At 54.6% G+C, this 25821-nt stretch carries 21 protein-coding genes and 1 pseudogene; 4 read left to right on the plus strand and 18 right to left on the minus strand.

The window, feature by feature from the left end; genetic code table 11:
- Positions 1-350 precede the first annotated feature (350 nt).
- Positions 351-1898 (minus strand): nicotinate phosphoribosyltransferase, encoded by a 1548-nt coding sequence (locus tag ACP5OT_RS15400; protein ID WP_428111714.1) that lies wholly within the window; start codon positions 1896-1898, stop codon positions 351-353.
- 828 nt (positions 1899-2726) lie between these two features.
- On the opposite strand from ACP5OT_RS15400, the gene ACP5OT_RS15405 reads away from it, so the two are divergent.
- Positions 2727-3638 (plus strand): sortase, encoded by a 912-nt coding sequence (locus ACP5OT_RS15405; protein ID WP_428111716.1) that lies wholly within the window; start codon positions 2727-2729, stop codon positions 3636-3638.
- Between the two features lie 12 nt (positions 3639-3650).
- Here ACP5OT_RS15405 and ACP5OT_RS15410 read toward each other — a convergent pair whose 3' ends face one another.
- The 11 genes from ACP5OT_RS15410 to ACP5OT_RS15460 all read right to left on the minus strand — a co-directional run bounded on the left by ACP5OT_RS15410 (position 3651) and on the right by ACP5OT_RS15460 (position 17551).
- The gene (locus ACP5OT_RS15410) at positions 3651-3866 is read right to left on the minus strand and encodes a helix-turn-helix domain-containing protein (protein ID WP_424674735.1); all 216 of its coding nucleotides are present in this window, start codon (positions 3864-3866) and stop codon (positions 3651-3653) included.
- 9 nt (positions 3867-3875) lie between these two features.
- Complete coding sequence (locus ACP5OT_RS15415; protein WP_424674734.1) at positions 3876-4517, minus strand: phosphatase PAP2 family protein; 642 nt, start codon at positions 4515-4517, stop codon at positions 3876-3878.
- Between the two features lie 12 nt (positions 4518-4529).
- Positions 4530-5684: a glycosyltransferase family 4 protein gene (locus ACP5OT_RS15420; RefSeq protein WP_428111719.1), complete on the minus strand. Its 1155-nt coding sequence runs from the start codon at positions 5682-5684 to the stop codon at positions 4530-4532.
- A gap of 2 nt (positions 5685-5686) precedes the next feature.
- Entirely contained in the window at positions 5687-6742 is a 1056-nt protein-coding gene (locus ACP5OT_RS15425; protein WP_424674732.1) for a lysylphosphatidylglycerol synthase transmembrane domain-containing protein, read from the minus strand.
- 94 nt (positions 6743-6836) lie between these two features.
- Positions 6837-7793: a GDP-mannose 4,6-dehydratase gene (locus tag ACP5OT_RS15430; RefSeq protein WP_424674731.1), complete on the minus strand. Its 957-nt coding sequence runs from the start codon at positions 7791-7793 to the stop codon at positions 6837-6839.
- Positions 7790-9280 (minus strand): O-antigen ligase family protein, encoded by a 1491-nt coding sequence (locus ACP5OT_RS15435; protein ID WP_428132628.1) that lies wholly within the window; start codon positions 9278-9280, stop codon positions 7790-7792. The genes ACP5OT_RS15430 and ACP5OT_RS15435 overlap by 4 nt, the downstream gene beginning before the upstream one ends.
- Positions 9280-10779, minus strand: coding sequence for a sugar transferase (locus ACP5OT_RS15440; protein WP_428132630.1), 1500 nt, complete (start codon positions 10777-10779; stop codon positions 9280-9282). Before ACP5OT_RS15440 ends, ACP5OT_RS15435 begins: the two co-directional genes overlap by 1 nt.
- Positions 10780-10823: 44 nt before the next feature.
- Positions 10824-10967, minus strand: a complete 144-nt coding sequence (locus tag ACP5OT_RS15445; RefSeq protein WP_424674728.1) for a hypothetical protein — start codon at positions 10965-10967, stop codon at positions 10824-10826.
- A gap of 232 nt (positions 10968-11199) precedes the next feature.
- Entirely contained in the window at positions 11200-15798 is a 4599-nt protein-coding gene (gltB, locus tag ACP5OT_RS15450) for a glutamate synthase large subunit (RefSeq protein ID WP_424674727.1), read from the minus strand.
- Between the two features lie 344 nt (positions 15799-16142).
- Positions 16143-17006: a DnaJ C-terminal domain-containing protein gene (locus ACP5OT_RS15455; RefSeq protein WP_424676146.1), complete on the minus strand. Its 864-nt coding sequence runs from the start codon at positions 17004-17006 to the stop codon at positions 16143-16145.
- 161 nt (positions 17007-17167) lie between these two features.
- The gene (locus ACP5OT_RS15460) at positions 17168-17551 is read right to left on the minus strand and encodes a hypothetical protein (protein ID WP_424676145.1); all 384 of its coding nucleotides are present in this window, start codon (positions 17549-17551) and stop codon (positions 17168-17170) included.
- Between the two features lie 276 nt (positions 17552-17827).
- Here ACP5OT_RS15460 and asd point away from each other — a divergent pair, with 276 nt between their 5' ends.
- Entirely contained in the window at positions 17828-18874 is a 1047-nt protein-coding gene (gene asd, locus ACP5OT_RS15465) for an aspartate-semialdehyde dehydrogenase (protein ID WP_428111726.1), read from the plus strand.
- Complete coding sequence (locus tag ACP5OT_RS15470) at positions 18871-19923, plus strand: hypothetical protein (protein WP_424676143.1); 1053 nt, start codon at positions 18871-18873, stop codon at positions 19921-19923. The genes asd and ACP5OT_RS15470 overlap by 4 nt, the downstream gene beginning before the upstream one ends.
- Positions 19924-20013: 90 nt before the next feature.
- Here the strand turns inward: ACP5OT_RS15470 and ACP5OT_RS15475 are convergent, their stop codons facing one another.
- Positions 20014-20439 (minus strand): response regulator, encoded by a 426-nt coding sequence (locus ACP5OT_RS15475; RefSeq protein ID WP_424676142.1) that lies wholly within the window; start codon positions 20437-20439, stop codon positions 20014-20016.
- A 254-nt stretch (positions 20440-20693) separates the two neighbouring features.
- Between ACP5OT_RS15475 and ACP5OT_RS15480 the strand changes: the two genes are divergently transcribed.
- Positions 20694-21551: a carotenoid biosynthesis protein gene (locus ACP5OT_RS15480; protein ID WP_424676141.1), complete on the plus strand. Its 858-nt coding sequence runs from the start codon at positions 20694-20696 to the stop codon at positions 21549-21551.
- Here the strand turns inward: ACP5OT_RS15480 and ACP5OT_RS15485 are convergent.
- The 5 genes and pseudogenes from ACP5OT_RS15485 to ACP5OT_RS15505 form a co-directional block, all read right to left on the minus strand.
- Entirely contained in the window at positions 21472-22278 is an 807-nt protein-coding gene (locus tag ACP5OT_RS15485; protein WP_424676140.1) for a lysophospholipid acyltransferase family protein, read from the minus strand. The two genes, ACP5OT_RS15480 and ACP5OT_RS15485, sit on opposite strands and share 80 nt — an antisense overlap.
- A 16-nt stretch (positions 22279-22294) precedes the next feature.
- Positions 22295-22786 carry a hypothetical protein gene (locus ACP5OT_RS15490; protein WP_424676139.1) on the minus strand — a complete coding sequence of 164 codons (492 nt, stop codon included), beginning with the start codon at positions 22784-22786 and terminating at the stop codon, positions 22295-22297.
- Between the two features lie 17 nt (positions 22787-22803).
- Complete coding sequence (dusB, locus tag ACP5OT_RS15495) at positions 22804-23859, minus strand: tRNA dihydrouridine synthase DusB (RefSeq protein WP_424676138.1); 1056 nt, start codon at positions 23857-23859, stop codon at positions 22804-22806.
- Positions 23860-24020: 161 nt separating this feature from the next.
- Positions 24021-24736, minus strand: a pseudogene (locus ACP5OT_RS15500) (hypothetical protein).
- A gap of 408 nt (positions 24737-25144) precedes the next feature.
- Complete coding sequence (locus ACP5OT_RS15505; RefSeq protein ID WP_424676137.1) at positions 25145-25783, minus strand: redox-sensing transcriptional repressor Rex; 639 nt, start codon at positions 25781-25783, stop codon at positions 25145-25147.
- Between the last annotated feature and the right edge of the window lie 38 nt (positions 25784-25821).

The raw sequence follows: 25821 nt of genomic DNA on the forward strand, positions 1-25821 counted from the left end.
AAAAACCTTGGCGCCCTCTGCGTCCTTAGTGCGCGTCTTGTCTAGCTGTATACCGCACTACTCGGTGACAAGGTACCCAAAAACCTTGGCGCTCTCTGCGTCCTTAGCGCCTTTGCGTTTACCATCCTCTGCGCCTTTGCCTCAACTGCGTCTTTGCTCCCTCTGCATCCTTAGCACCCGCTACCGCCGGTCGGTACGAACAATAACAATCAGCCAAAAAACCTTGGCGCCCTCTGCGTCCTTAGTGCGCGTCTTGTCTAGCTGTATACCGCACTACTCGGTGACAAGGTACCAAAAAACCTTGGCGCTCTCTGCGTCCTTAGCGCCTTTGCGTTTACCATCCTCTGCGCCTAGACCTGTTGCAAGCGGGCCAGCAGCTCTTGCTTCAGATCCCACAACCGTTGACTAAGCGAGACGTGATAAATATGCGGGTTCATAATTCGGCGAACACCGAGATCGAGTCGTTCAACATCAGCATTACGTCGCGCCCGCATCTGCTCGAGTGGTAACGGCTCGGCTACCCGTTGCCCATTCACCATCGCTGGTTCGAGTAGTGGCTCGATCCCGGTCAGCTCGGTACGTTTGAGCAGCCGCTGACGAGTGTGATCGATTGGGTGACGGAGGCGAATATACTCTTCACTCGCCGGATCTTCGTCTTCGAGCGCGATCAGGTCGGCGGTCGCTTTGCCCCGATCATCGTACAAACGCCAAACCCGCTTGAGACCAGGATTGGTCAGTTTCACTGCACTCTCGGCGATTTTGATCGCCGGTTGCCACGTTTGACCATCATGGACTGCTACCAGTTTATAAACTCCGCCAAGGGCACCTTCACCGTGTGAAGTAACGAGCCGCGTCCCAACACCGTACACCAATCGCCGAATGATCGCATCGGCGTCGGCGTTGTAACGCCGTGCTTCTTGGGCAATTTGGCTCTGAATTTGCCAGATCACCAGTTCATCAAGATCGTTCGAGAGGACGATTACGGTATCGGGAAAACCGGCCTGATCGAGCATCAGGGCCGTCTGGATGGCGAGATAGGCAAGATCGCCCGAATCGAGCCGTACCCCAACCGGTTTATGACCTTTGGCGCGTAACTCCTCAAAAACACGGATCGCGTTGGGCACACCGCTTTGTAACGTGTCGATCGTATCGACAAGCAACAGACAATCGTCAGGGTAGACCTCTGCATAAGCACGGAAGGCATCGAGTTCGCTCATACCAAGGGCGAGGAACGACTGCACCATTGCATGGGCATGGGTTCCTTTCGCGGTTTGGCCGATGGTGTAGGCCAGACCGACATTTGAGGTAAAGTCAGCACCACCGATCAAAGCTGCGCGTGTACCGGCATTTGCCCCCAAACCTTGCCCACGCCGTAAGCCAAACTCGAGCACTGTACTGGCACCGCTTGCTTCGCGGATGCGGCTAGCTTTGGTTGCCACCAGCGTCTGGTAATTGAGATGGTTGAGCAACGCGGTCTCAAGAATCTGCGCCATGAACAACGGCCCTCGCACGATGGTCATCGGCGCCTGCGCATGCACGACACGCCCTTCAGGCACCGCCCACATGGTGATCCCACTAAAGTTGCCATGAGCACGCAGATAAGCGAGAAAGTCCTCGCCAAAAATCGGCTTACCAACACGGTTACGTTGACCACGTAATACCTCGATCTCGGCTGGGCCGAAATACGCCGTCTCCATCCAGTCGAGCAACCATTCCAACCCGGCGGCAATACAGTAACCGGCAACGTGCAAACCGTAGTTCGGTGGCTGACGGAAGAAGTGATCGAATTGGGCGGTGCGTTCGTGGATGCCCATGCGAAAATAGAGCTGGGCCATCGTCAACTGGTATTGATCGGTAAAGAGAATACCGGTGGCGGTGCGGAGCTGTGCGCCGTTCATAAGATACTCCAAAATAGTGTAATTATTACACTTAATATATCAACGAAGGCATATTTTGTCAACGAAAGAAAGACCGAAGATGGGCCGCAGCTCTCATTGAGCGTAGCTACACCCCGATGGGGCAGGAGGCAGTGGTTGTGACCTCTCGTCCGTTGTTAGGGTAATTTGTCAGTTTCACACCCTGTGCTAAGGTATAGCCAAAAACTGAGCCAAAGCGGCGAGCAAACTAACAAGCGGTGCGCAACAGCGTGCTCTACACGTTTCGTTGTGGTATCGACAATCCAGATCACCACATTGATGTATCGCCGGGGAAGCCAGGGTGGGTTTCGATAGCGGCAAGCTGACCATGAGTGTAAGAGCCATGTGCTCATCGCTACGCCGGGCATGTTGGCCTTTGTTCACTCAGTGCGGCAGAATAATAACTAATAGCGACCACAGCGATAGGTGGGTTGCACCTTATCGAGCAGCTATAAGATTCGTACAGCCGTCAGGTATTCAACCGAAGCGCTGATTGGGTGAGCAACCCACGCCTGGTTGAGTGACAACCGTTCGTTGCGCCGGGATAATTAACTCTCATTCGCGTTGCTCTGCACGCCGACTTTTCCTCGCCTTGCCAGGCTTTTGAGCCGCCGGATCACCAAAGCTTCGTGAATCTAGCTTTATTACTGTCGGAACATTGGAGAACTGCCCAGACTCGCCCCGCTCTGTTATTGCAGTGCGCTACCCATCCGCTACACTGCATTGTACGTACCGTATCATACAATCCGACGCTTGCTGCATGCTGCGTGGTATACTGATAACAGACTGTAGTGATGAGGTGAATCGTTAATGCTCCGCCTGAACCCACTTAGCGAACGTCTTTGGCATGTCGTCAGTTGGCGACAGGTACCGGCGCATCATCGTGGCCGATGGTTGCTGGGGACCCTTCTGATGCTGTTTGGTATCGGAGTGTTATTGTACGTCTTGGTGACGACATTGCAAATCGAGTACTACCGCTGGGCTGCACGCGGTGATTCGCCACTCCCTGCACCGCGTGTTATAACGAGTGGTTTTCGCCCGGCCGATGCGCGGCCTTTGCCGTTATTACCCGAACTATCGGTCACCTCCCCCGTAACCGGTACGACCGATACGCTCGATCCATCATCGGTTGCACGCACAACTCAAGAGGTACCTACCTCAACGAGCAGCGCTATCGATAGTGGTCTGCTCATTTCAGAGCCTCCTGAACCGCTGCAAGCCGATTGGGTGGCAACGGTAGAACGCTTGGTGATTCCGGCGATTAACGTAGACTCGAAAGTGATCGAAGTAGGTTGGGAGACCGTCGAAGAGAATGGTCAACCGATCTCAGTCTGGCAGGTTGCCGAGTACGCCGTCGGTCAGCATCGCGGTTCGGCCAATCCCGGTGAGGGGGAGAATATTGTCTTGGCCGGTCATGTTGGAGGGTACGGTCGCGTCTTCAAAGATCTCTTCTATCTCAAACCGGGTGATGAAGTCATCGTATACAGTCGTGGTCAACCGTACCGCTATACCGTAGTGGAACGGATTGTGGTTGATGAAGAGGGTGTTTCGCCCGAACAACGTCTTGCTAATGCGCGCTACATTGCCCCAACCGGCTACGAAGTGGTAACGATGATCACGTGTTGGCCGCCCAATGGTCCTGATAAGTTCAAGCAGCGGGTTATCGTCCGTGCGTTGCCGGCACAATCAGACGAACGTACCGATTCGGCGTCAACGCAGTGAGATCTTCATTGCTTACGACTCATGCTCACCGTTGATCCGCGTTGTTTCCAGCATCTCTAATACACTTGCGCCGCGGATAAAAACGCGGCGCAAACCGGCCGGACGGCTGGCGGCAAGTTGGCCGCTGCTGATCAGTCGCTTGACCGTACTGAGGCTTACACCCAGCAAGCGAGCGACTTCTTCACGTGAATAGACGGCATCGGGGTTAATCCCTTCACGGCGCGCCATAGGCCTCCCTTACACCAACCCAAACAACCGGAACACGCCAAGCACGCAGACTACCGCCAAACTCATGCCGGCAATCACCTGCATCAGCGTATGGTTACGAGTGCGTAAGCGTGCCCATCCCAGCACGATAGCTGCCGCCCAGCATATTCCACCAAGTGTAGGTAGATATATACTGGCCAGCGTAGCGCACGAACCAATACTGGCCGAGTGAATACTGATTTTCCAAAATAGGTTGATGATAAATGATAGCAGGTTCATCACTGCTACCGATACCAGCATCGCTAACATCGGGAGCGGTGCTTGTAATACCCACAGAATCGCCGTCCCGATCAGCACATTAGCCATCCCAAACAGATACAGTTCGTTGCGCTGGGTACGAACCGAAATATCATCATCGCTATACGCCCCCTGACGGAGACGAATATTGAAGAAGATCGTTGGCGGGACGACATGGAGAAACGTGCAGAACAACGACCACCACAATCCGCTCACACGGTTATCGTTCCCAAAGATACCAACGATGAAGATGCTAACAATGCCAAGCGGCACTGGATGCAAAATCTGTGAAATCCGACGCGCAATCGTATAACCGCGACCCGGTAAAGCGCCGCGGCTGAGAGCTTCGGCGGTGAGATCTTTCGGTTGCATCATACAAATCATTCCTCACGTGGCCGCGATCATTGCCGCCAACTCACGGTAAATCGCAACGAGATGCTGCCCGGTTTGCTCCCAGCGAAACTTACCGGCTTGCAATGGCCCCGCAGCGCGTAACGGTAACGGATTGCTCAGAGCGACCCGGATACCGGCTGCAATATCCTCGCTGTCAAGTGGATCGACCATAATGGCTGCCGATCCGGCCACTTCTGGTAGGCTCGCTACTTTAGTCGTGACAACCGGCGTTCCACAAGCGAGTGCCTCGAGTACCGGAAAGCCAAACCCTTCGTACAACGATGGGTAAACGAAGGCTTCGGCTAAATTATACAATGCCGGTAGATCGTTATCGGCAACGAAATCGAGAAAACATACTCGGTCGGTCACCTGATACTGTGTTACCGCGGTAAAAATCTCGTCATACAACCAACCACGTCGTCCGGTAATGACAAGCTGCAAATCGGGATAGTCAGATTGTAACAGGGAAAAAGCATGTAACAGACGTACAAGGTTTTTACGCGGTTCCAGCGTTCCGACAAAGAGCAGGAATCGATCCGGTAGTGCTAGCCTTGTGCGCACCGTGGCTAGTTCATCCGACGGTAATGGTCGAAAACGTGCATCCACGGCTGGGTAGAGCAGACGCACACGCCGGCTCGGTATGCCATAGAGTCGACCTAAATCGTTTGCCGTCGACTGTGAATCAACAACAATCAGGTCAGCCCGTCGGAGTGAACGGGGAACAGCCTCGCTCAAATAGCGTCGCAAGCTGGGGTCGGCACAACCCGGTTCGACCAAAAACGTGAGGTCGTGAATGGTCAGCAGGGTACGCGACCGCGTCGGCGGTAAGACAAAATCCGGTGCATGCACCACATCCATCGGTCCGATAAGCCACTCGATCCGCAGTGGTAAGCGTAGCCGTTGCCAGATGATCGTGAGCAGGCGAGGGCTGATCGGTAGCGGCCGTAACGTAACATTTGGATAGGTAGCCGCTAGCTCCTGGGCATAATGGATAAAGGGGTTATCTGGCCCGATCCCACCGGCCGCGTAAAAGAGGTGAAACGTCAGATCAGGCCCGGCTTGGGCAGCAGCACGCACCAATTCTCGCGTGTAGCGACCAATCCCTGCTCCTTGCCAAATACCTGCTGTAAAATCCACTCCGATACGCATCATTACTTCCGCGGGCTGAACAGATAGAGGATGAAACCAAACACGACAATACTCCAGAAGTTGATCAGCCGGTCGAGTAACGTAACTGCCCCACCAAGACTCGTTGCAATGCCGAAGAGGGTCAAGACGACGGTAATCGTTCCCTCGACCACCCCCAAACCGGCGGGGGTAATTGGGAGTGCGGTCAGCAGTGACGATGCTAACGCAATAAAAATAATCGCGGCGAGGTTCAGATCAAGACCGGTATGATGCAAGGATTGAATGACAAACCAAAGCCGAAAGCCTTCAAGCAACCAAATGGCACCGGTGAATGCAAATAAGCGGGGCAGGATTGCCGGCGCAAACGACCGTAGTGCCGATTGCTCAAAATTGCCGTAGACGCGATGCAAACGGCGTGGAATAAACCAGCGTATCTGCGGCCCTAGCCAGCGCATGCCGGCCAGACCACTGATAATAATCACGACCAAGAGCGCTCCAAAGCCAAATACAATCTGGGTACCTTCGGGCATATGCGCACCAAAGGTAAGATACCCGGAGAGCACGAGCAAGCTAAACAGGCCGATCATATCGAGCAACCGTTCGGCAAAAATCGTGCCGAAGGTAGCCGAAAAGGAGACGTTACCGTTGTGTTTGAGTAGATACCCACGGTATGCATCACCGAGCTTGGCCGGTACAATGCAATTGGCAAACCATGACAGATAGATATACTCGATTAAAGCCGGCAATGAAGCCCAACTGCTTCGGCCAGCCTGTAACGGTACACCGGCGTTGGTCAGTAACATACGCCAGCGCAGCGCGCGTAAGGGGAAGGTGAGATAAAAAACCACCAGCCCTAACCCAAGGAGCCACAGATCGGCTGAACGCATGTATTGCCACGTGGTCGCAATGTCAATGTCGAGACCACGGACGACAAATATAATGATCGCGATTGCCAATCCAAACGAGATAAGAGTGCGCGGTTGACGCAATCGTTGACCGAGTGAGAAATCATCGCGCTCTGCTTGGTTGGATTCAGGTAAATCGTTTGTGATGTCAACCACCGATGGACGATCACTCATAGATGTAATCGCCTTCCCATGTGTAGGTACTGATGATGGTTTGCTGGCCGACATGATCGTAGCTACGCTTACGGAATATCTGCAAGGCGACAGGCTATCGATTCACTTCTGCACGGTACCATGCCCAAAAACGCTCTAACCCCTCTTCAATTGCAATGGTCGGTACGAAATCGAGTAATTGTCCGGCTTTCGCTGTATCGGCGAAGGTGATCGGCGGTTCGGTGGCCGGCAGTGGCTTAACCTCGATCTTGGCAGCATAACCGGTGATCTGTTCGAGCAATTGTACAAACCGGCATAGTTCGACCGGTTGCGAATGACCGAGATTAAAGATTTCGTAGGGACGTGGTCGGTCGAGCGCATTCATCACACCGCTGACAATATCATCGATGTACGTATAATCGCGGAACAGATTGACTCCACCGTTAAACAGCGTGATCGGTTGGCGCCGTACCATCCGCTCGACAAAGAGATAGGGGGTCATATCCGGTCGTCCACGCGGCCCATAGACGGTAAAAAAGCGCACGACGCTGGTCGGAATCCCGTACAAGCTATGGAACGTGTATGCGAGAACTTCAGCCGCCTTTTTTGTGGCTGCATACGGTGACAACGGTCGGTCGGTTGGGTCGTCTTCGCGGAACGGAACACGACCGGCTTTACCGTAGACCGATGAGGTCGACGCGATCACGATATTTGCTACTTCGGCACGACATGCCTGTTCGAGAATGACCACGCTCCCGCCAACGTTCACCGACTCGTACAGGAGCGGATTGGCTATCGAGGGGCGTGGTCCAGGCATAGCGGCAAGGTGAGCCACTGCCCGCGGTCGGTAGCGGCTGAAGATGGCAGCGACGGTCTCCGCATCACGAATATCCCCTTCAATAAGGGTAAACCCCGCGTGTTGTAGCGCTTGGGCTAGATTCCGTCGTTTGCGGGCCGGATCGTAGTAGGCGACAAAATTGTCAAGGCCAATCACCTGTTCGCCGCGGGCCAGGAGGCGATCAACCAGATGACTCCCGATAAAGCCGGCAGCGCCGGTCACGAGATAAGTCATAGGTCCTCTTTGCAATTGCGCAGTTCAGTACGACCGATACTGATGGTCGCGATAAGCGCAATGATTGTCCCAAACTGCACTCCCATATTCAAAACATGCAGATTTTCAAAGAGATTGTGACCACTTAGTGTGCTCACCACTCCTATGCCGCCCAGGGCGATACCGCGTGTAAACCAATCGCTCGCTTGTTGAACTGCTCGCACCGCAGTATGCCAAACGCTACCTAGCAAGAGCAGATACGCACTCAATCCGATCAAACCACTTTCGGCAGCGATGTGTAGGTAGTAGTTGTGAGCGTGACCACGAGAATCATACCATGGTTTAATCCATGTGGGTGTCTGCCCACTATACACCAGCCGTTCGTAGGCGATGGTGAAATTTCCCGGTCCTACTCCCAATAGCGGCCGTTCTCGCACCATATGCCACGCTGCTTGCAGGTGCGCCATTCGCTCGACGACGGCGAAGTTATCCGGCGTGATCTCAATATTACGTACATCGAACGGCTGGAGATTGACGATAATGGATGTAAGCCGACTACTCAATGCGGTCGGTAGCAGCCCACTATTCAACAGGATCACTCCACCAAATACTGCCATAAGGATAACCGGTATGCTTTGTCGCAGCATCTGTCGTCCGTACCAGACGCCAAGCACAACCGTCATGACCGTTGCACCGAGTGCTGCTCCTAACCAGCCACCACGCGAAAAGCTCACCAGTAATCCACCAATCAAGCTACCCGCCGTGATGAAGACGACGCCTAAGTGCAACCTATCGCGCCAGGTGTGCCAACGATGTGCGGCGATCATCACTAGGCCAAAACCGGTTGCCAACGGCCATGCCTGATTCAGGTAGCCGGCAAACGAGTTTGGTTGACCAATCGTGCCATAGGCGCGCACCCGCCCGCCCCCAACGGCAAAACTCGCCGGGCCGATCCCGGTCAGGTGTTGACCAATACCGATCAACGCCGTTATCACCGGGGCAGCGAGCAAACAGGCAACGAGTACGGCGCGTCGCCATTGTACTCGATCAGGGTCCTGCAGCGCACTCATTGCAGCAAGGTAGATCAGGAGCACTGTTCCCCAACGGAGTGTCTCTTTTAGTCCCTCACTGCGGCTAAGTGGCGTCAAAGCGGCGGTCACGGCGAGTGTCCAAAGGAAAACAGCCAAAGCAATTCCCGGCATATCCGGCCAAGGCCACCGTCGTTGGGACAATTGCCAGAGGAAGCTTAGGGCCACCAGGATGAAACAGAACTGGGTCACACTCAGCCCACCGGGCAGCGTGACCAATTGCTGGAATGGTACCGAGAGCACGGCCAGCGCTACCGGCCAAATCGGATCACACACCGCCAAACCGAGCGCGGCCAGACCGAGGAGCCAGCTTACGGCGAAAAGTGGTGGAATGAGCGTAATACCAACCCCGACCAAGACAGCCGCGGCTAGCCATAACCACACAGATCGCTCTAATCGTTGACCGGTGAACCAATACATTACCACGCGCCGCGACCGGACAAAATCGCCGGTATGACCATCATCAGAATCCGCAGATCGAGGCTAAACGTCCAATTTTCAGCGTAATAGATATCGAGCCGCACTTGTTCGTCGAACGAGATCTCGCTCCGCCCCAACGCTTGCGGCAAGCAGGCCAAACCTGGCTGCACCGCAAGCCGCCGATGATGCCACGGCTCATACCGCTCGACCTCTTCTGGCAATGCCGGTCGGGGGCCGATCAAACTCATATCACCGAGCAATACGTTGAAGAGTTGTGGTAACTCGTCCAAACTCGTGCGACGCAACCAACGTCCGACGCGGGTCACTCGTGGATCGTCACGCATTTTGAACAACGGGCCATCAGCTTCATTGTATGCCAATAACTCACGTCGGCGTTGTTCGGCATCAGGGATCATGGTGCGGAACTTATAGCAGGTAAACAAACGTCCATTTTTACCGACACGTTGCTGGCGAAAAATGATCGGTCGCCCAGAGTCGAGCCAGATCACAAGCGCGATGATCGCCGCAAGTGGTACGGTTATCGGCAAGGTAAGCAGTACCGCTGCCAGATCAAATGTTCGTTTGAAGAACAGGTTCAATCCGTGGAGTTGGATCTCCTTCGGTTGCAATAACGGTACACCGCTCAGATGCATAATGTCGACGCGGTCAAAGCTCAGTTGATAAATATCCGGGGCAATCTGATACTCGATCCCCATGTGTTGGCAGCGTGCCACCAATTCCGGCAATTGATCGTATTGCCAGAAAGGTAATGCGATGATCACCTGTTGGATGTGGTACGCCTCGATGACCTGTTCGAGATCATGCAGGTCGCCGAGATGATGAAATACTCGCGCGCGGTTGCCGGAAATGATCGGCTGATCGCTAAGATAGCCGACCAACGTGTACCCTGCTCCCGGCGAGGCGGTGAGCGCATGCATGACCAATTGCCCCAAACCGGTACTACCCACGACAACCACTCGCTCGCGCCCAAGCCCGCGCGACCAGAACCAATGCCGTATCCCGATCAGCAAGATGCGCCAACTAAGGAGCAAAGCAATGATCGTAACGGCAGCAAACGCAAAAATGAGCCGTGAATAGAAGAAAGGTCGATGCAGAAATACCACCACAATGAGCAGTGCAGTCATCGTGATCACACTGCCGGTGATAGCGGTAGCCTCATCGGTGAGCGTCATCCGGCGGCTTGGGCGGTAGAAGCCGCGCACCACAAACCGCACACCCAATAGGACTTGGAGAATGAAAACAATGGGAAGGAATGCGCGAAAAGGTACCATGTTCTCGATGGCCACCTCAGCCACAATCTGATCGAACGGTGGTGGCCAGAGAATCTGGTACCGTAACACATACGCCAACACAAAACCGGTAAAAATCAGAATCTGATCGATTAAGAAAAAACCAACCCGTAACCAGCGTTGTGTTTGATGTATCCGCTGGTGTCTTGTTGGTTTCGCGATAACTGGGGCTGGTGAATGTTCGATCATGGACCGGCCTGTGTCTGCATGCCTTACCCGCTTGACAGCACCGTCTAAGGTGTATCGTGGTGAGACGGTGGCGTGTCTCCGGTCTGTTCAAAATGACCGGTAGTGGCCTGCCGCTGCTCAATGTATAGCATTATTCCCGGTGAGACTGCGATTAACACCATGAGCGCAATCAGGCTAATCCAGAGCATACGCGGCTCTTCTCCCTCTTTTTCAGATCGCGGGCATTCGTTGATGAACGGACACGTGGGTGTGCCAGAATCATTTGGTGTCCAGCATACCTGAGTAACACCCAACGTTATCTATCATTTTTGCTGCACAATCTAATGCAGCGCCTTATCTTACCACGATCTTTCCGGTCTGCAACCTGATAAAAAGCTGACAGACGGGAGTTATTCCCGTCTGCCAGTGTCTCAATACAGCTTAGGCTGCATGTGCTTTCGTCGGTTCTTCGGTGCCTTCGGCGGCGGCTTCGATCTGCGCTACGGCATCGCGCGGTCGGACGGTGAGGAACAGGTGGCGATACCGATCCCAGCGGGCTAGAATCTCGCTTCCGCGTAGGCTCTTCGTCAATTCAACGTGGCGACGAATGAGATCGCGCAGCCGCATCTCATCGCGGTCACTCAGAGGGCGCAACTCGACCAACTGGGGATTGTAGCGTCGGGCAAACGTCCCCTGCTCGTCAAGAACATACGCGACACCACCGGTCATACCGGCGCCAAAGTTCCGACCAGTTGGACCGAGCACCACGACCGTGCCGCCGGTCATATATTCACAACCGTGATCACCAATGCCCTCCACCACTGCCGTTGCGCCGGAGTTACGAACGGCAAAGCGCTCACCTACTCGCCCGGCGACGTACAATTCACCACCGGTCGCGCCATAGAGCAGCGTGTTACCGGCAATCACGTTCTCATGCCAGACGTACTGAGCTTCCGGGGGCGGCGCAATGGTGATCAGACCACCGGCCATTCCTTTACCAACGTAATCGTTAGCATCGCCGATCAAACGCAGCGTCATTCCCGGTGCATTGAAGGCACCGAAGCTCTGTCCGGCGTGACCGTGGAACGTAATCGTAATCGTATTGGCAGGCAGCCCTTTATCACCGTACATTTGCCCAATCGCTCCTGCCAATCGTGCACCTACTGAGCGGTCACAGTTGTTAATCTGATACTGTAAGCGCACCGGCCCGCTGGCAGCAAGGGCAGGGCCGGCGTCACGCATAATCCGATCATTGAGACTCTCTTCGGCAGGCAAGGAATTGGGTTTTCCATTGTGTCGGATCGGGCCATAGCCGATGAGCGAGGCTGCACCCAACACCGGTGTCATATCTAACATGTCGGCAGACTCGACTCCAACCTTACGCTGTCGCAGCAGGTCGGTGCGACCAACCGCTTCATCGATCGAGCGTAAGCCGAGGCTGGCAAGAATCTCACGCACTTCTTGCGCCAGATAGCGGAAGAAGGCCATGATCATCTCCGGCTTGCCGGGGAACTTAGCCCGCAGATCGGCACGTTGGGTAGCGATTCCGACCGGGCACGTATTGTTGTGACACGCTCGTGCCATAATACAGCCTTCGGCCACCAATGCTGCCGTACCGAACGAGAACTCATCAGCCCCTAACAGCGCGGCAATCACGACATCACGCCCTGTCTTTAGCCCACCATCGGCACGCAACCGTACCCGCTCGCGTAACCCGTTGAGAATGAGGGTTTGTTGAGTTTCAGCCAAGCCCAACTCCCACGGCACGCCGGCATTTTTAATACTGCTCAGTGGTGAAGCACCGGTACCACCGGCGTGGCCGCTGATCAGAATCGTATCGGCATAGCCTTTGACAACGCCTGCCGCTACCGTACCTACCCCGGCAGTCGCTACCAGCTTCACCGATACCCGTGCATTGGGATTGACCTGCTTGAGGTCGTAGATCAACTGGGCCAAATCCTCAATACTATAAATATCGTGATGGGGTGGTGGGCTAATGAGTGCGACACCGGGCACGGTATGTCGAATACGAGCAATCTCCTCATTCACCTTATGGCCGGGCAATTGCCCACCCTCACCGGGTTTCGCGCCTTGGGCCATCTTGATTTGTAACTCGCTGGCGCTTGCTAGATAGGCTGGTGTGACGCCAAATCGGCCCGACGCTACCTGTTTGATCCGTGAATTGCGTTCATCGTGGTAGCGTTCCGGCGCTTCGCCACCCTCGCCGCTATTGGCCATTGCGCCTAGCCGGTTCATTGCAATCGACAGCGTCTCGTGTGCTTCTGAACTGGTCGAGCCATGGCTCATCGCTGCCGTCGAAAACCGCTTCACAATCGACTCGACTGGTTCGACCTCTTCAATTGGTACCGGCGGACCGGCGGGTACGAATTCCAGCAGATCACGCGGCTCGGTTGGCGGCCGATTGTTGACGAGATCGGCGTAAGCGCGGTAGATCGCATAACCTTCGCGGCTTAGGGTGGGTCCTGTGCTATCACCGTTGAGGGCGTGCGGGCTACGTACCGCTTTGTGTAACGCATGCACGACTGCCGGGCTGAAGGCGTGATACTCACCATCTTTCTTGAACTTGTAAAAGCCGGGATGCGGTAGGATTACACGTTCCGTCTTGAAAGCTCGGCTATGGCGCACGGCAAGGTCGCGGGCAATCCGCTCAAACGAAATACCACCGACGCGCGAAGGCGTACCGGTAAAGCAGCGATCGATCACCTCTTGCGCCAGCCCGACTACCTCGAAAATTTGGGCACCACAATAGCTGTCAAGAGTCGAGATACCCATTTTTGACATAATCTTCAGCAGCCCCTTTTCCAGGGCGTGGATGAAATGTTGTTCAGCCTCGACAGCCAGGGCATGCCGGTATGGCTCGACAGCTTCCTGACTTACACCGTGCTCCGCCCGTTGGCGTACAGCGTCACGCTCGATAGTAATCCGGCGCACACTCGCCAACGCGAGATACGGATTAATGGCTTCAGCGCCGTAACCGATCAGCGCTGCGATATGATGTACTTCACGCGCCTCACCTGTCTCGACGAGCAAGCTCACTCGTGAGCGCAAACCGGTACGGATCAAGTGATGATGAACGGCGCCGGTCGCCAGTAAAATCGGCAAAGCAGCCTGTTCAGCGTTCACACCGCGGTCGCTCAAGATCACAATGGCTGCACCATCGACAACGGCTGTTGCTGCCTCTTCACTCACCCGATCAAGCGCCTTGAGCATCTGCTCGGTGGTAATGTGATGTGCCGGGAAGAGCACGCTGATCGTTACTGAACGCAGCAGCGGATCGGTCTGATCGCGAATTGCTTGCAACTGTGCATCGGTCAAGATCGGTGATGTCAACTGCAAGAGATGGGCATGCTCAGGCGTCTCGAGTAAGATCGAACGTCGGCGGCCAATCCCAACACTCAGCGACATGACCAACTCTTCGCGGAGCGGGTCGATAGGAGGATTCGTCACTTCGGCGAAGCGCTGCTTAAAGAAGTGGAACAACGGGCGGCCTAGTTCCCACTGCGAAAGTGGTGGGATCGGTGTGTCATCACCCATCGAGCCAACCGGCTCATGACCGGTCATGCCCATCGGCTTCAAGATGACGTTCAGCTCCTCAGAGGTATAGCCAAACGCCATTTGCAGTGGTTGGATGTCTTCATTCTCAGTCGGTGGTACCGGTAGGTCGGCCGGCAGATAACACAGATGCTCATTGAGCCACTCGGCATACGGCCGGCGCGATGCGAGGAGCGCCTTCACCTCACTATCGGTGTAAATTCGACCGGCGGCAACATCGACTGCCAACATCTGCCCGGGGCCGAGTTTGCCTTTGCAGACAATCCGTGTTTCGGGGATAGGAACTACTCCTACTTCTGAGCCGGAAACAACCAAGCCATCATCGGTAATGAGATAGCGGGCCGGGCGCAGACCATTGCGGTCGAGCGACGTACCAACGATAACACCATCGGAGAAAGCGAGTGCTGCCGGGCCATCCCACGGCTCGATCAAGCAAGCGTGATATTGATAGAAAGCGCGCAAGGTCGGGTCGATATCGGAAACCTTTTCCCATGCTTCTGGTACCAACATGGCCACGGCGTGCCGAATATCACGTCCGGCCATCACCAGTAGCTCAAGCGTATTATCGAGCATTGCCGAGTCGGAACCGTTCTCATCGATTACCGGCAACAGTTCACGCATCGGCGGAGGACCATCGGGCAGAAAATCGTCCGGTAGCGTAATCGCCTGCTCACGAGCGCGCATCCAGTTTACGTTACCCTGCAACGTATTGATTTCACCGTTATGCGACAGCATACGGAACGGTTGGGCCCGATCCCAGGTAGGGAAGGTATTGGTGCTGTAGCGTTGGTGATACACGGCCAGGGCAGTGGTGAAATCGGGATCGCGCAGGTCGAGGTAGAAATCGGCCAGGTGGGAACCGAGCAGCAACCCTTTGTACACCACAGTACGTGACGAGAACGAGGGAATGTATGCCGGCAAACCAGCCTGCCGGAAGCTTTTTTCCATTGCCTTACGCGCCAGGAAAATCGTGCGCTCGAAGGTACGATCATCGAGACCCTGTGGGCGCCCCACGATAATCTGGCGGATCGTGGGCATTGCCTTACGCGCACGCTCACCGAGTACGTCCGGATCGATAGGTGTCTCGCGCCAGCGGAGCAAGGGCAAGCGATGTTTGTTCAGGGCCTGCTCAACTAGTGAGCAGGCCTTGGTACACTGATCGGGATCGGCAGGCAAGAACAGCATACCAAGCGCGAGATCGGCATCGGCGACGGTTATTCCGGCTGCGGCCAGCTCGCGCTGTAACAGACGGCGTGGTAGTTGGGTCAACACGCCAGCGCCATCACCGGTACGAGCGTCGTCGGCCACAGCACCGCGATGTTCAAGGCGGCCCAAAGCGGTCAGAGCCAGCTCAAGAATATCGTGGCTTGCCCGACCGTTGACGCGGGCCACGAAACCGATGCCACAGGCATCGTGCTCAAAGCGCGGATCGTAAAGTCGGGCTGGGTCTCGCGCAGGAAGGTACATTGCTGGTTCCTTGATCTTCACTAATAAAAACGGATGCCAAAGGTACAAAGAAACACACGCTCGCACGACCTCGGCAACGAGGAGGTGCGAGCGCGCTCTCGCTTTTGCAATTGCAGCGATACGGTGCGAGTACGTCGTCTCACCACAACGTTCGCACGTGGTAGAAAATTCTTAAATAATGATAATAATGGAAGATACAGGGAAGCGCCACGCTCTGTCTTTGAGCGTGATCACTGTACCGCCCGGTACACCTACACATCACTGTTGTCGTGGATTATTGCCTTGTAATATACCGCTCTTGAGCGTTTGTGTCAAGCAATGTGTATAAATGGCCCAAATACCCCCTACTCGCCGGTGAGACGGCGTAATGCTTCGACTAAGCGGCGTGCCTCTGGTGAAAGGTTGGTAGGCAAGACGGCACTTACCGTTACATACAGATCGCCGTACTGTGGGCTGTGCATCAGTGGCATGCCTTGGCCGGTAATCCGAAACACACGACCGTTTTGCGTCTGAGGCGGAATGGTAAGGGTAAGCGTTTTACCCGATAACAAGGGAAGCTGAACTTGCCCACCAAGGAGCAGGGTATACATGCTGACCGGTACGGTCGTATATAAATCTCCGGCTTTACGTTCAAAGCGGGAATGTGGTGTAACCGTTACCACCAGATACAGATCACCGCGGCGGCCACCGTTCAGACCAGGCGCACCTTCCCCTGGAACTCGTACCCGCTTGCCGGTATCAATCCCGGCAGGGATTTTGACCGTGATTGTGCGTGGTGTGCCATTTGGGTTGGCAAATTGGAGGGTACGCTGGGTTCCGTGATAGGCTTCTTCGAGCGTTAGCTCAACCGGTTGCTCGACATCTTGACCGTCGAGGCGAACATTAAATCTACTACCGCTTGTGCGGCGGTTGCCAAAAAGTGTTTCAAACAGGTCGGCAAAGTCCGTTTGACTACTGAAATCGACGCCGCCGAAACCGGTTTGTTCATAGCGATGAAACTCACTGCCGAAGCGGTCGTATTTTGCACGCTGCTCTTTATCTGAGAGTACTTGATACGCTTCGTTAATCTCTTTGAAACGGGCTTCAGCGTTTGGGTCACCTCTGTTCACATCGGGGTGGTATTTGCGTGCGAGTCGCCGATATGCTCGCTTGATCTCATCATCGCTAGCATTGCGGCTAACGCCGAGTACTTGATAGTAATCCTTCATACCACCGCCCTACGCTGTTGGGAAGTTGTTGCAAACATGTAGTTTCGTATTGTAGAGAGCGCTGCCGGTGGCGTCAAGATAAGAGTGTTAGATCTCTGTTAGCAGAACAATGGCGCGGGGTTTGCTCCGCGCCAGAATGAACTTGCCGCCGCAACTGATTGTCAGGCAAACTCGAAACGTTCCAGTTCGTACCGACGGAAGGCGGCAAATGCGGCAAGATCGCGGATCCGGCGCTGAATGAGATCACGTTCAAGTGGATCGTTGTAGCTCCGCACCAAACGCCGGATCGCCTCGTGCCACTCCGGCGGGGGTGTGTAGCGGTATAATGGTTCACCACCGACCGATTTGTTGACGGCCAGAAAGCCGGCGGTGGTTAGCTCGTCAAGTGCTTGTTGGATACTCCAAATATCACGGAAGAGCCGCTCGGCAATGGAAGTCGCCGTTAGCTCACAGCGTGGATGTTCGTGAAACATAAGGAGCAAATGCAATTTTTCCGGTGTATCGAGCACTTGCTCTAGCAAACGTTGCACGTGTGGATCGATCATAGTGCTGCTCCTTCTGGGGTGATCGGCAATGATCACGGGCCAAGTACAGACGAAACCAACGACTCCTACGTCGTGGGAGGAGCGCAACACGGGGATGAGATGAAAATTGTTTCATAGCTCACAGAGATTATACACGATTATTTAACGAATTGCCATCCTTTTGCCGACTTTTTTTATAACAAAAGTGGTTAAACCACAACCAACTTAGTTGTTTTTGCAACCGTTCGCACATGAGTATAATAGAACCGATTGTGGTCGTTCGATAGGAGGTCTCTAATGGCAGCGATCCCAGTTGCAGTCTTAGGCGCAACAGGCGCGGTGGGGCAACGTTTTATCCAGTTACTCGACAAGCATCCACTGTTTCAGGTGGTGGCTCTCACCGGGAGTGAGCGAAGCGCAGGGAAGAAATATCGGGAGGTTTGCCGGTGGGTACTCGATACGCCAATGCCACCGGAAGTGGCCGATCTGACGGTACTGGACGCTGAAGCCGATGTGCCGGCACAACTCGTATTCTCGGCTTTACCTAGCAATGTTGCCGGTCCAATTGAACAACGGCTGGCGGCTGCCGGCCATATTGTCTGCTCCAACGCTTCTAATCACCGCATGGAGCCAGATGTACCGTTGGTGATACCTGAAGTCAATCCCGATCACCTTAAGCTCATCGCCGGGCAGCGCCGCCGCCGAGGTTGGTCGGGCGCGATTGTGACGAATCCAAACTGTACCTCGACCCCTGCAACGATGGTGTTACGTCCGTTGCTGGATACGTTTGGGGTGCACCGAATGTTGTTGGTAAGTATGCAGGCGTTGTCTGGGGCAGGGTATCCCGGTGTCCCAAGCTACGATATTGTCGATAACGTGATTCCCTTTATCGGTGGTGAAGAGCCAAAACTCGAAGTCGAACCGCAAAAGATGCTCGGCCAATTGCGCGATGATACCATCGTCCCGGCTAGCTTCACTACTTCGGCACACTGCAATCGCGTGCCGGTGCTCGAAGGCCATCTCGTCTGTCTATCGATTGAGCTTGAGCGGAAGGCTAGCCCTGAGGAAGTCGCTGACGTGTTACGCGCGTTTCGTGGTTTGCCCCAAGAGTTGCGTCTACCAACGGCCCCTGAACAGCCGATCATTGTGCGTGATGAACCTGATCGACCGCAGCCACGTCGTGATCGCGATGCCGGTCGTGGTATGGCAACGGTGGTTGGTCGGATTCGGCCTTGTTCACTCTTCGACATCAAACTGATCGCGTTGAGCCACAATACCATTCGTGGTGCAGCCGGTGCTTCAATTCTCAACGCTGAACTCATGCATGCACAGGGGTGGCTATGAGCGTGCGGGCAACGATTGCTGATTTAACCGATGATCGCGTGATCTATCGCGATTTACAGCCGTGCGACCCTACCTTACCTTCCTTGCCAATGTTACGTGCCGAATTGGGGTTGCCCGTGAACGTTACGCCACGTAAACGCGATGTGGCTTACGCTCGTGTGATAGTAGCCCTCGCCCGTGCAGCACAGGCGCTCCGCAACGGTCCACCGCTGACAACGGTGGTGGTGATCGGCGATACAGAAAATGACCGACTGCTGACCGTTCATCTCCAGAGCCTTAACGAGGTAGCTACCTATGGGTTCATCGGCGTGGATCGTCCGGTAGCACCGGCGACACTCGAGTGGAACGATGTGGTTGCTACCGCAACTCGATGGGCACTGGTTCATGAATGGGCCGCAGAACTCACGGTACGTGGCGTGAATTGGTCCCAAACAGCGATACTGATCGATATTGATAAAACGTTGCTTGGACCGCGCGGTCGCTCGGATGGAGCCATTGACGATGCCCGTGCTGAGGCGGCGTTGATCGTAGCGACGGAGTTGTTAGGTGATCAATTTGATCGGGCGTTGTTTCGCCGAAATTATACAGAGTTATGCCGCCGCGAATGGCACGCCCTCACGCTTGACAATCAAGACTACACCGTTGCTATTGCCCTATTTGCGACAATTGCAGTGTTTGATTTACCGGCCATCGAAGTACAGCTTGCTGCCGGTCTCTCACCAACATTGTTGGAATTGTTAGTCGCTGCCCAACAGGTACCGGCTGAATTGCAACCGTTGCGTAAGCAGTTGATCGAACGGATTGAAGCGGGGGACCCAACGCCGTTTATCCAATTTCGCCGTGCTGAATTGGTGACGACCGCAGCCCGCATGGCCGATGGTCGATTGACGTTGAGTAACGAGCTGTTTCGCCTAGGACGCGCATTACAAGAGCAAGGTGCGCTCGTGCTGGCTGCTTCTGATAAGCCGGCCGAATCGGCCTTACCATCGCCCGAACAGGTGGCTGCCGGTCTGTTACCGCTCCATCGCATCCCGGCAATACTCGATTAGATAGGCCGAGATCAAAATCACTACCGCTATGGTTGGTTGCACCGACACCAATCATAGCGGTCTGTTGTTGCCAAACAACAAGCTTGTGTCCTAGCCATTGACGACCCGTTCGTGAACGGTAGGGGTTACCGGTAAGAGCTGTTTGATCCGTTCAATCAGCTCATCGAGGAAGAAAGGTTTCGTTACGTAGCCGTTAACGGCTGCTTCGGTAGCAGCTTGTCTTACCTCGGCCGAGTCGTAGGCAGTGACGATTAACGTTGGTGGATAATAGCCGCGTGCGTGGAGTTCCTTGATCAGGCGAACCCCGTTCATACCGCGTAGATTGTAGTCGGTAATCAAGATATCGAATGGTTGTGCCTCCCAGCGTTCGAGGCCCTCTTCAGCGCTAAGAACGCTGGTAAATTCGTAGGGAATGCCAAGACCACGCATGGCCACTTCAATAATGCGCCCAATATGGTTGTCATCCTCCACGAGAAGAATGCGCACAGGTTGATTTGGATGAGATACCGCTGTCATACTTCCTCTCTCCCGATCCCTGCGCCATTGCAAAGTCGGAGAACGGAAGTGGCGCCGGTGACAATAGTACTTTTCTTCCATTCTTAGTATAGCACATGGTTCGCCAGTTGTCATAACAGTTTTATTACTCAATCGTGAATCTAAGTAAATGATGAGAACGTCAGATAAGGCTTTGACAAGCCATGCAAGCGAATCTATAATCAGAGTAGGGGTCACCGAATGGTATGACCCGTCTGATGGGGACATATTAACTTATGTTTTTCGATCAAAGTTTTCAACAGCAATTACGCCGAATTTCTACTATTCTCTTAGTCGTTTACCTTTTTATCTATCCCTTTGCAATTGTATTGGTCGCGCTTGATCAGGTTCCGGTATGGGGCACATGGATGGGTGGTGCGCTCCTGATCTTACAAGGCGCACTGATGGGGATGTGGCTGACAGTTCGTTACCATTGGTATGGCGCTGTTGCTAGCGGCTTGATCCTGATTATTTCGTGGGCGGTAGAGCATATCGGCGCCACGACCGGATTTCCCTTTGGGAGCTATTCCTACACCGATGTGTTGCAACCACAGATCTTTGGGGTGGTGCCGTTGGCTATTCCCTTTGCATGGCTGTTGATCGTGGTAGCGGCCGTCGGTGTCGCCGAGCGGCTGTTTCATCGTGATGGCCGACCGGTCGATGATCGATATCTGCACCCAACGCGCGTGTTGACGGCGGCGTCGTTTGCGTTATTACTTGACGTAACTATTGAGCCGTTCGCCGTCTATATCAACCGCTATTGGGTATGGGCGAGCGATGAGAGCGGCTTTTATTACGGTATTCCGGTTTCTAATTTTGTCGCGTGGTGGGTAACAAGCCTGATTTTATCGTGGGTATTGTTGAGCTTACGGCGGAGTGCCAACCGCAAAGGACTGGTACCGCGACCCTTTATGCAGTGGCTACCACCAACTCTCTATCTGACCAACCTGACGATGTTCGTCGTGGTGAATCTGGCGCGTGGGCAGGTGCTGCCGGCGTTGATCGGCGGTGTGATTATGCTCGTGCTCGTAGGCGATTGGCTGCTGCCACGGCTGGCCCGTCGTCTGCGCCGCCTCGCCGAAACCAACCCCTGACGGTGTCCCAGATGCGATCGATGCCCCAGCGTCCGACGAGCAACGGCTGAAATGTACCGAGCCGTTGCTCGATGACATCGGCACGTAGGCGGTCAACGGCATCAGTAAGGCGTGTAGCGATGTCGGCTCGGATTGCTTCGATGTCATCGTAACTGGCCGGTGGGTGCGGCGGCCCGATCTGGATAAAGGCGTGAGGCCATTGCTGGCCGAGAAATTCATAGCGCAGGGCAATTGGGCATAATGTCACGTCGCGAACGAGTGCAGCAATCCGGGCAATACCCGGGTAGATGGTGAGTGGACGGTAATCATTGGCCTCAATCCGGCCCTGTGGAAAAATGTAGAGGGCCCGGTCGCGTCGTTCACGTAACAGGTTGGCGGCATAGATTTGCGCACGTTGCGCATCTTCAGGGTCGTGACGATTGACCGAGAACGCCCCACACCACGTAAAGAAGCGGTAGGCACGGAGCTGGCGCTCTTCCATCATCAGGTAACTGTCAAACGCGCGATGCATGATGGCCCGGTGAATCAACATCATCATGTAACCGTCCCACCATGCTGAATGGTTAAGATAGAAGATGTACGGTCCGCGCTGTGGATCAGGTCTTGGGCCATATTGGGCAAACCAGACGTGATCGAAGCTGCGCTTGAGCGCGGGTCGGGCAAGCAGATAATAGATAGCTTCGTCGCCGAGCCAGAACTTATGGGCAGGAATGCGTGGCGTGATCATAGGAGCGCGACATTCATCAATTGACTTCACGGGGCAGCGCATGAGGCGCAAGCGCTGCACGGGCGGTTGTGTAGGCGGTTCGCACAAGCTCGATCGGTGCCGGGTCGTCGGCGGTGAGCGCTGCGGTGCCGGTAACCACCAAACCGCATTGGATAACTGCCGCCTGTAATGCCGGCAGCACCGAAGCTGCATATGGCCCAATCGCAACCAGTACTGCATAGCGCTTACCGAGATCGACAGCACATGCCGCGCGTAAGAGATCGTTGAGGCGAGCCGGCAACTGTGGCGTCGATGCCGGCGTGACCATCACGATCAGCTCAGCATCGCGCATATCGGCCACAATCTCAGCTACCAATAGATCAGGCTGTTCGCTGGGAAGGACACCGAGAAATGCGGCTCGCTTGACCGGAGGTATTGCCCCCAACAGGGCACTCAGTACCTCTGGCGCCGGATCGTCTTCAGCAGCACTGCCGCAAATGCCGAGGGTGAAGAGATAACCGTCGTGCATAGCCTAGCCGTCCACTCCTAATCGGCGGCAATTGCCGGTTCAGGCACGACTGCATCTGTTTCGAGATACGGTGCGAAGAATCGCTCAATTGCTTCTTGTGCTGCGGCAAGACTGGTAGAAGTATGAACGGCGACACGCAGATGGTTACTGCCGGGTAAGCCGATGTAAAATTGACCGATCAGTTGCTTGATCTTATTAAGTGCCAGCCGTTCGGGTAATTCTTCGGCGCAGATCGCCATGTACTCCAGCAAGAGATTGTACTTATCGGCAGGAGTTGGCTCAAACGGTGTGCGGCCTTGGCGCAGATCGGCGACTTGGCGAAAAATCCACGGATTAGCGATTGCACCTCGTCCGATCATCACTCCATCGGCGCCACTATCGCGTAATCGGATGAGTGCATCTTGAGCGGTGACGACATCACCACTCCCGATCACCGGGATTGAGACGGCACGCTTGAGCGCTGACACACGTGACCAATCGGCTTGCCCTTTGTACCCTTGCTCACGAGTACGCGGATGCAGCGTTAATGCAGCAACGCCAGCAGCTTCGGCGCGCTGGCCGGCTTCAATAAAATTGAGGCTCTCTTCGTCCCAGCCGGCACGCAGCTTGAGTGTCACCGGAATCTGGACGGCTGCCCGCACCGCTCGCAAGACCCGTTCCATCTTGGGTAGATCGCGCAGCAACGCCGAACCATGCCCGCCACCAGTGACTTTCGGTGACGGACAACCGCAGTTAATGTCGATAATATCGGCCCCTAATTGCTCGACGACCCGCGCTGCATTCGCTACGAGATCGGGATCGTTGCCCGAAATCTGCATGGTCAATGGTCGTTCTTCCGGTAGATAGTCGAGCAAGCGATGGCGACGCAATGCTTTTGGGCTAACGCTCGCAGCGTTGGTCATCTCTGTGCTCACCAAACCACACCCACCCAGCCGCAATATCATGCGGCGGAAGATGCTATCGGTGACGCCGGCCATCGGGGCCAGAATGATATTCGGTTCTATTTTGATGTGTGCGACATAGTATGCTGTTGGGAGCTGCACAATTTCGGTGAAGGGTATTTGGTTACTCATACCTTCTATTATAGCAGAGAGTGGGCAAGGCGATGCAGTTCAGCGCCGATCAATACCGTAAAATCCCGGCAATACGCTGGTGAACGCTTAGCGAACCGTTCGGCACAAAAATCACCTGCCCACCCCGCTCGATCACGGTGGCAATGACTTCGTCAACCGCATCATCGAGCGCACCCGGTGTCGTCGAATCGTCGACCGGTGTTAGGCGTTAGGCGCAAACCGCTCTCGTCGATCAAGGCCGGCTGGTGATAATCTTCTTCCACCAAGAGCGTTGCCATACGACTTTCTTGTGCAAACCGCCATACTTCACCGAGGGTTGAAGTGGCGCGCTTTCCACCCACTGCGGCATCTAGTTCACGCAAGATTTGGGTGCGCCGGTGGTGAAGGTTGGTTTCAACCAACGGCCAGATCAAACGACCGAGATCCTGAGCGCTCATTGTATCGTAATTACCGGTTAGTGTAGCAATGATGGCGTCACTATGCTTGCTCACTTCACGAAAGAAGGCAAGATACCGATCTATGCCGACTAAGGCTAACGGCAATCGATCATCGGCCATAAACGTGCAAATGCGGCATCCACTTGACGAAAGAAGATTCGGTGGTGCTCATCACGATAGGCCGACTGGTTAATTGACGCATCATTGGGAATACCTCGTTTACCGCCCGGCCCAAGGTGGAACATTGGAAACCCACCGGTCTCGATCTCGCTCAGCGTCTCGCGGGTTGCCTCGAACAAGCGAGTTGGTTTCTCGCTGAGGGCCAACACCCAATACCGCGGTGTACGATTGAGGGCAAAGACCAGATCGCGGGTAAAAAAGGTTTCATCGACCACGACCCGCTCGTGGAGCGGAAACGGTACCATGAACATCCGCGCCATGTCTTGATTAACAAAGATCGCTAAACCATCAAGCGTGTAGCGATAGTCGATATCGTTAGTTATCTCTTCTAACCGACGCAATATCGGCTCAATGGTGCGTTTACCGTACTCGGCGATCAGCTGATTCACCGCTGCCGTCACGAGGTTCTTCACGTGGCGTATTATTCCCGACCATTGTTTATTTCTTCCTACCTCTCCACGCACTGCGCTAGCAAGACAATAGGATAACCGAGTAATCCTGAAGTGACTAATGCGGTAACAACAGAATTAACAGCAGTGGTTGTTTCTATTGCACTGATGAGGCCGTTCACCGCGGATAAAAGTAACTGACGCACTGGAAATACAGTTGATCGTCTAGCACTCAACACACTGCGGGATGATATATTCGTTGTAATGCGTTATCGAGGGTTACTGCTGCTGCTCACGTGCCAGATAGTAGGTCATACTCTGCAAGACCGCCACCGGATCAATATACCGTACCCAGACATCTTCCGGCGCTTGCAAAATCATCGGTGCATAGCTTAGGATGGCGCGCACACCGGCCTCAATGAGTACATCGGCGACCCGCTGCGCCTGAATCGCAGGAACCGCGATAATCGCCAATTTGACCTGCTTCTCAGCAACCACGCGCCTCACGTTGGCAAAGTCTTGAACGATCAAATCGCCAACTCGCTGCCCGATCTTAGCTGGATCAGAGTCAAACAGGGCGACGATCTCGATCCCCTCGTTGCGAAAGCCTTCGTAACGGGCAATCGCTTGGCCAAGCAAGCCGATACCAACCAGCACAACCGGCCAATGTTGATTGAGGCCAAGAATCCGCTCAATGTGATGCAATAGCTTTTCGACATCGTAACCGATGCCTTGTTTGCCAAACTCGCCGAAATACGAAAGGTCTTTACGGATTTGGGCAGCAGTCACATTGATCCGCTCGCCGAGTTCCTGTGATGAGACGGAATGGATCCCCTCTTCGAGTAGGTAGCGTAGACTGCGGGCATAGAGTGGTAGCCGCCGAATAACAACATCAGGTGGTTGATCTGAACGCTCCACGAAAGACCTCCATCAGATCGGGGAGAGTATGTGAAGTG

This window comes from Chloroflexus sp. (genome assembly GCF_049970315.1).
Taxonomy (GTDB): Bacteria; Chloroflexota; Chloroflexia; order Chloroflexales; family Chloroflexaceae; genus Chloroflexus.

What these genes read in the sequence shown, in the direction of transcription:
- dusB (WP_424676138.1), bottom strand. Translation starts at nt 23,859, where the DNA reads ATGAGTAACCAAATACCCTTCACCGAAATTGTGCAGCTCCCAACAGCA.
- ACP5OT_RS15490 (WP_424676139.1), bottom strand. Translation starts at nt 22,786, where the DNA reads ATGCACGACGGTTATCTCTTCACCCTCGGCATTTGCGGCAGTGCTGCT.
- ACP5OT_RS15475 (WP_424676142.1), bottom strand. Translation starts at nt 20,439, where the DNA reads ATGACAGCGGTATCTCATCCAAATCAACCTGTGCGCATTCTTCTCGTG.
- ACP5OT_RS15440 (WP_428132630.1), bottom strand. Translation starts at nt 10,779, where the DNA reads ATGATCGAACATTCACCAGCCCCAGTTATCGCGAAACCAACAAGACAC.
- ACP5OT_RS15435 (WP_428132628.1), bottom strand. Translation starts at nt 9,280, where the DNA reads ATGTATTGGTTCACCGGTCAACGATTAGAGCGATCTGTGTGGTTATGG.
- asd (WP_428111726.1), top strand. Translation starts at nt 17,828, where the DNA reads ATGGCAGCGATCCCAGTTGCAGTCTTAGGCGCAACAGGCGCGGTGGGG.
- ACP5OT_RS15460 (WP_424676145.1), bottom strand. Translation starts at nt 17,551, where the DNA reads ATGATCGATCCACACGTGCAACGTTTGCTAGAGCAAGTGCTCGATACA.
- ACP5OT_RS15480 (WP_424676141.1), top strand. Translation starts at nt 20,694, where the DNA reads ATGTTTTTCGATCAAAGTTTTCAACAGCAATTACGCCGAATTTCTACT.
- ACP5OT_RS15420 (WP_428111719.1), bottom strand. Translation starts at nt 5,684, where the DNA reads ATGCGTATCGGAGTGGATTTTACAGCAGGTATTTGGCAAGGAGCAGGG.
- ACP5OT_RS15470 (WP_424676143.1), top strand. Translation starts at nt 18,871, where the DNA reads ATGAGCGTGCGGGCAACGATTGCTGATTTAACCGATGATCGCGTGATC.
- ACP5OT_RS15410 (WP_424674735.1), bottom strand. Translation starts at nt 3,866, where the DNA reads ATGGCGCGCCGTGAAGGGATTAACCCCGATGCCGTCTATTCACGTGAA.
- gltB (WP_424674727.1), bottom strand. Translation starts at nt 15,798, where the DNA reads ATGTACCTTCCTGCGCGAGACCCAGCCCGACTTTACGATCCGCGCTTT.
- ACP5OT_RS15400 (WP_428111714.1), bottom strand. Translation starts at nt 1,898, where the DNA reads ATGAACGGCGCACAGCTCCGCACCGCCACCGGTATTCTCTTTACCGAT.
- ACP5OT_RS15430 (WP_424674731.1), bottom strand. Translation starts at nt 7,793, where the DNA reads ATGACTTATCTCGTGACCGGCGCTGCCGGCTTTATCGGGAGTCATCTG.
- ACP5OT_RS15455 (WP_424676146.1), bottom strand. Translation starts at nt 17,006, where the DNA reads ATGAAGGATTACTATCAAGTACTCGGCGTTAGCCGCAATGCTAGCGAT.
- ACP5OT_RS15485 (WP_424676140.1), bottom strand. Translation starts at nt 22,278, where the DNA reads ATGATCACGCCACGCATTCCTGCCCATAAGTTCTGGCTCGGCGACGAA.
- ACP5OT_RS15445 (WP_424674728.1), bottom strand. Translation starts at nt 10,967, where the DNA reads ATGCTCTGGATTAGCCTGATTGCGCTCATGGTGTTAATCGCAGTCTCA.
- ACP5OT_RS15425 (WP_424674732.1), bottom strand. Translation starts at nt 6,742, where the DNA reads ATGAGTGATCGTCCATCGGTGGTTGACATCACAAACGATTTACCTGAA.
- ACP5OT_RS15405 (WP_428111716.1), top strand. Translation starts at nt 2,727, where the DNA reads ATGCTCCGCCTGAACCCACTTAGCGAACGTCTTTGGCATGTCGTCAGT.
- ACP5OT_RS15415 (WP_424674734.1), bottom strand. Translation starts at nt 4,517, where the DNA reads ATGATGCAACCGAAAGATCTCACCGCCGAAGCTCTCAGCCGCGGCGCT.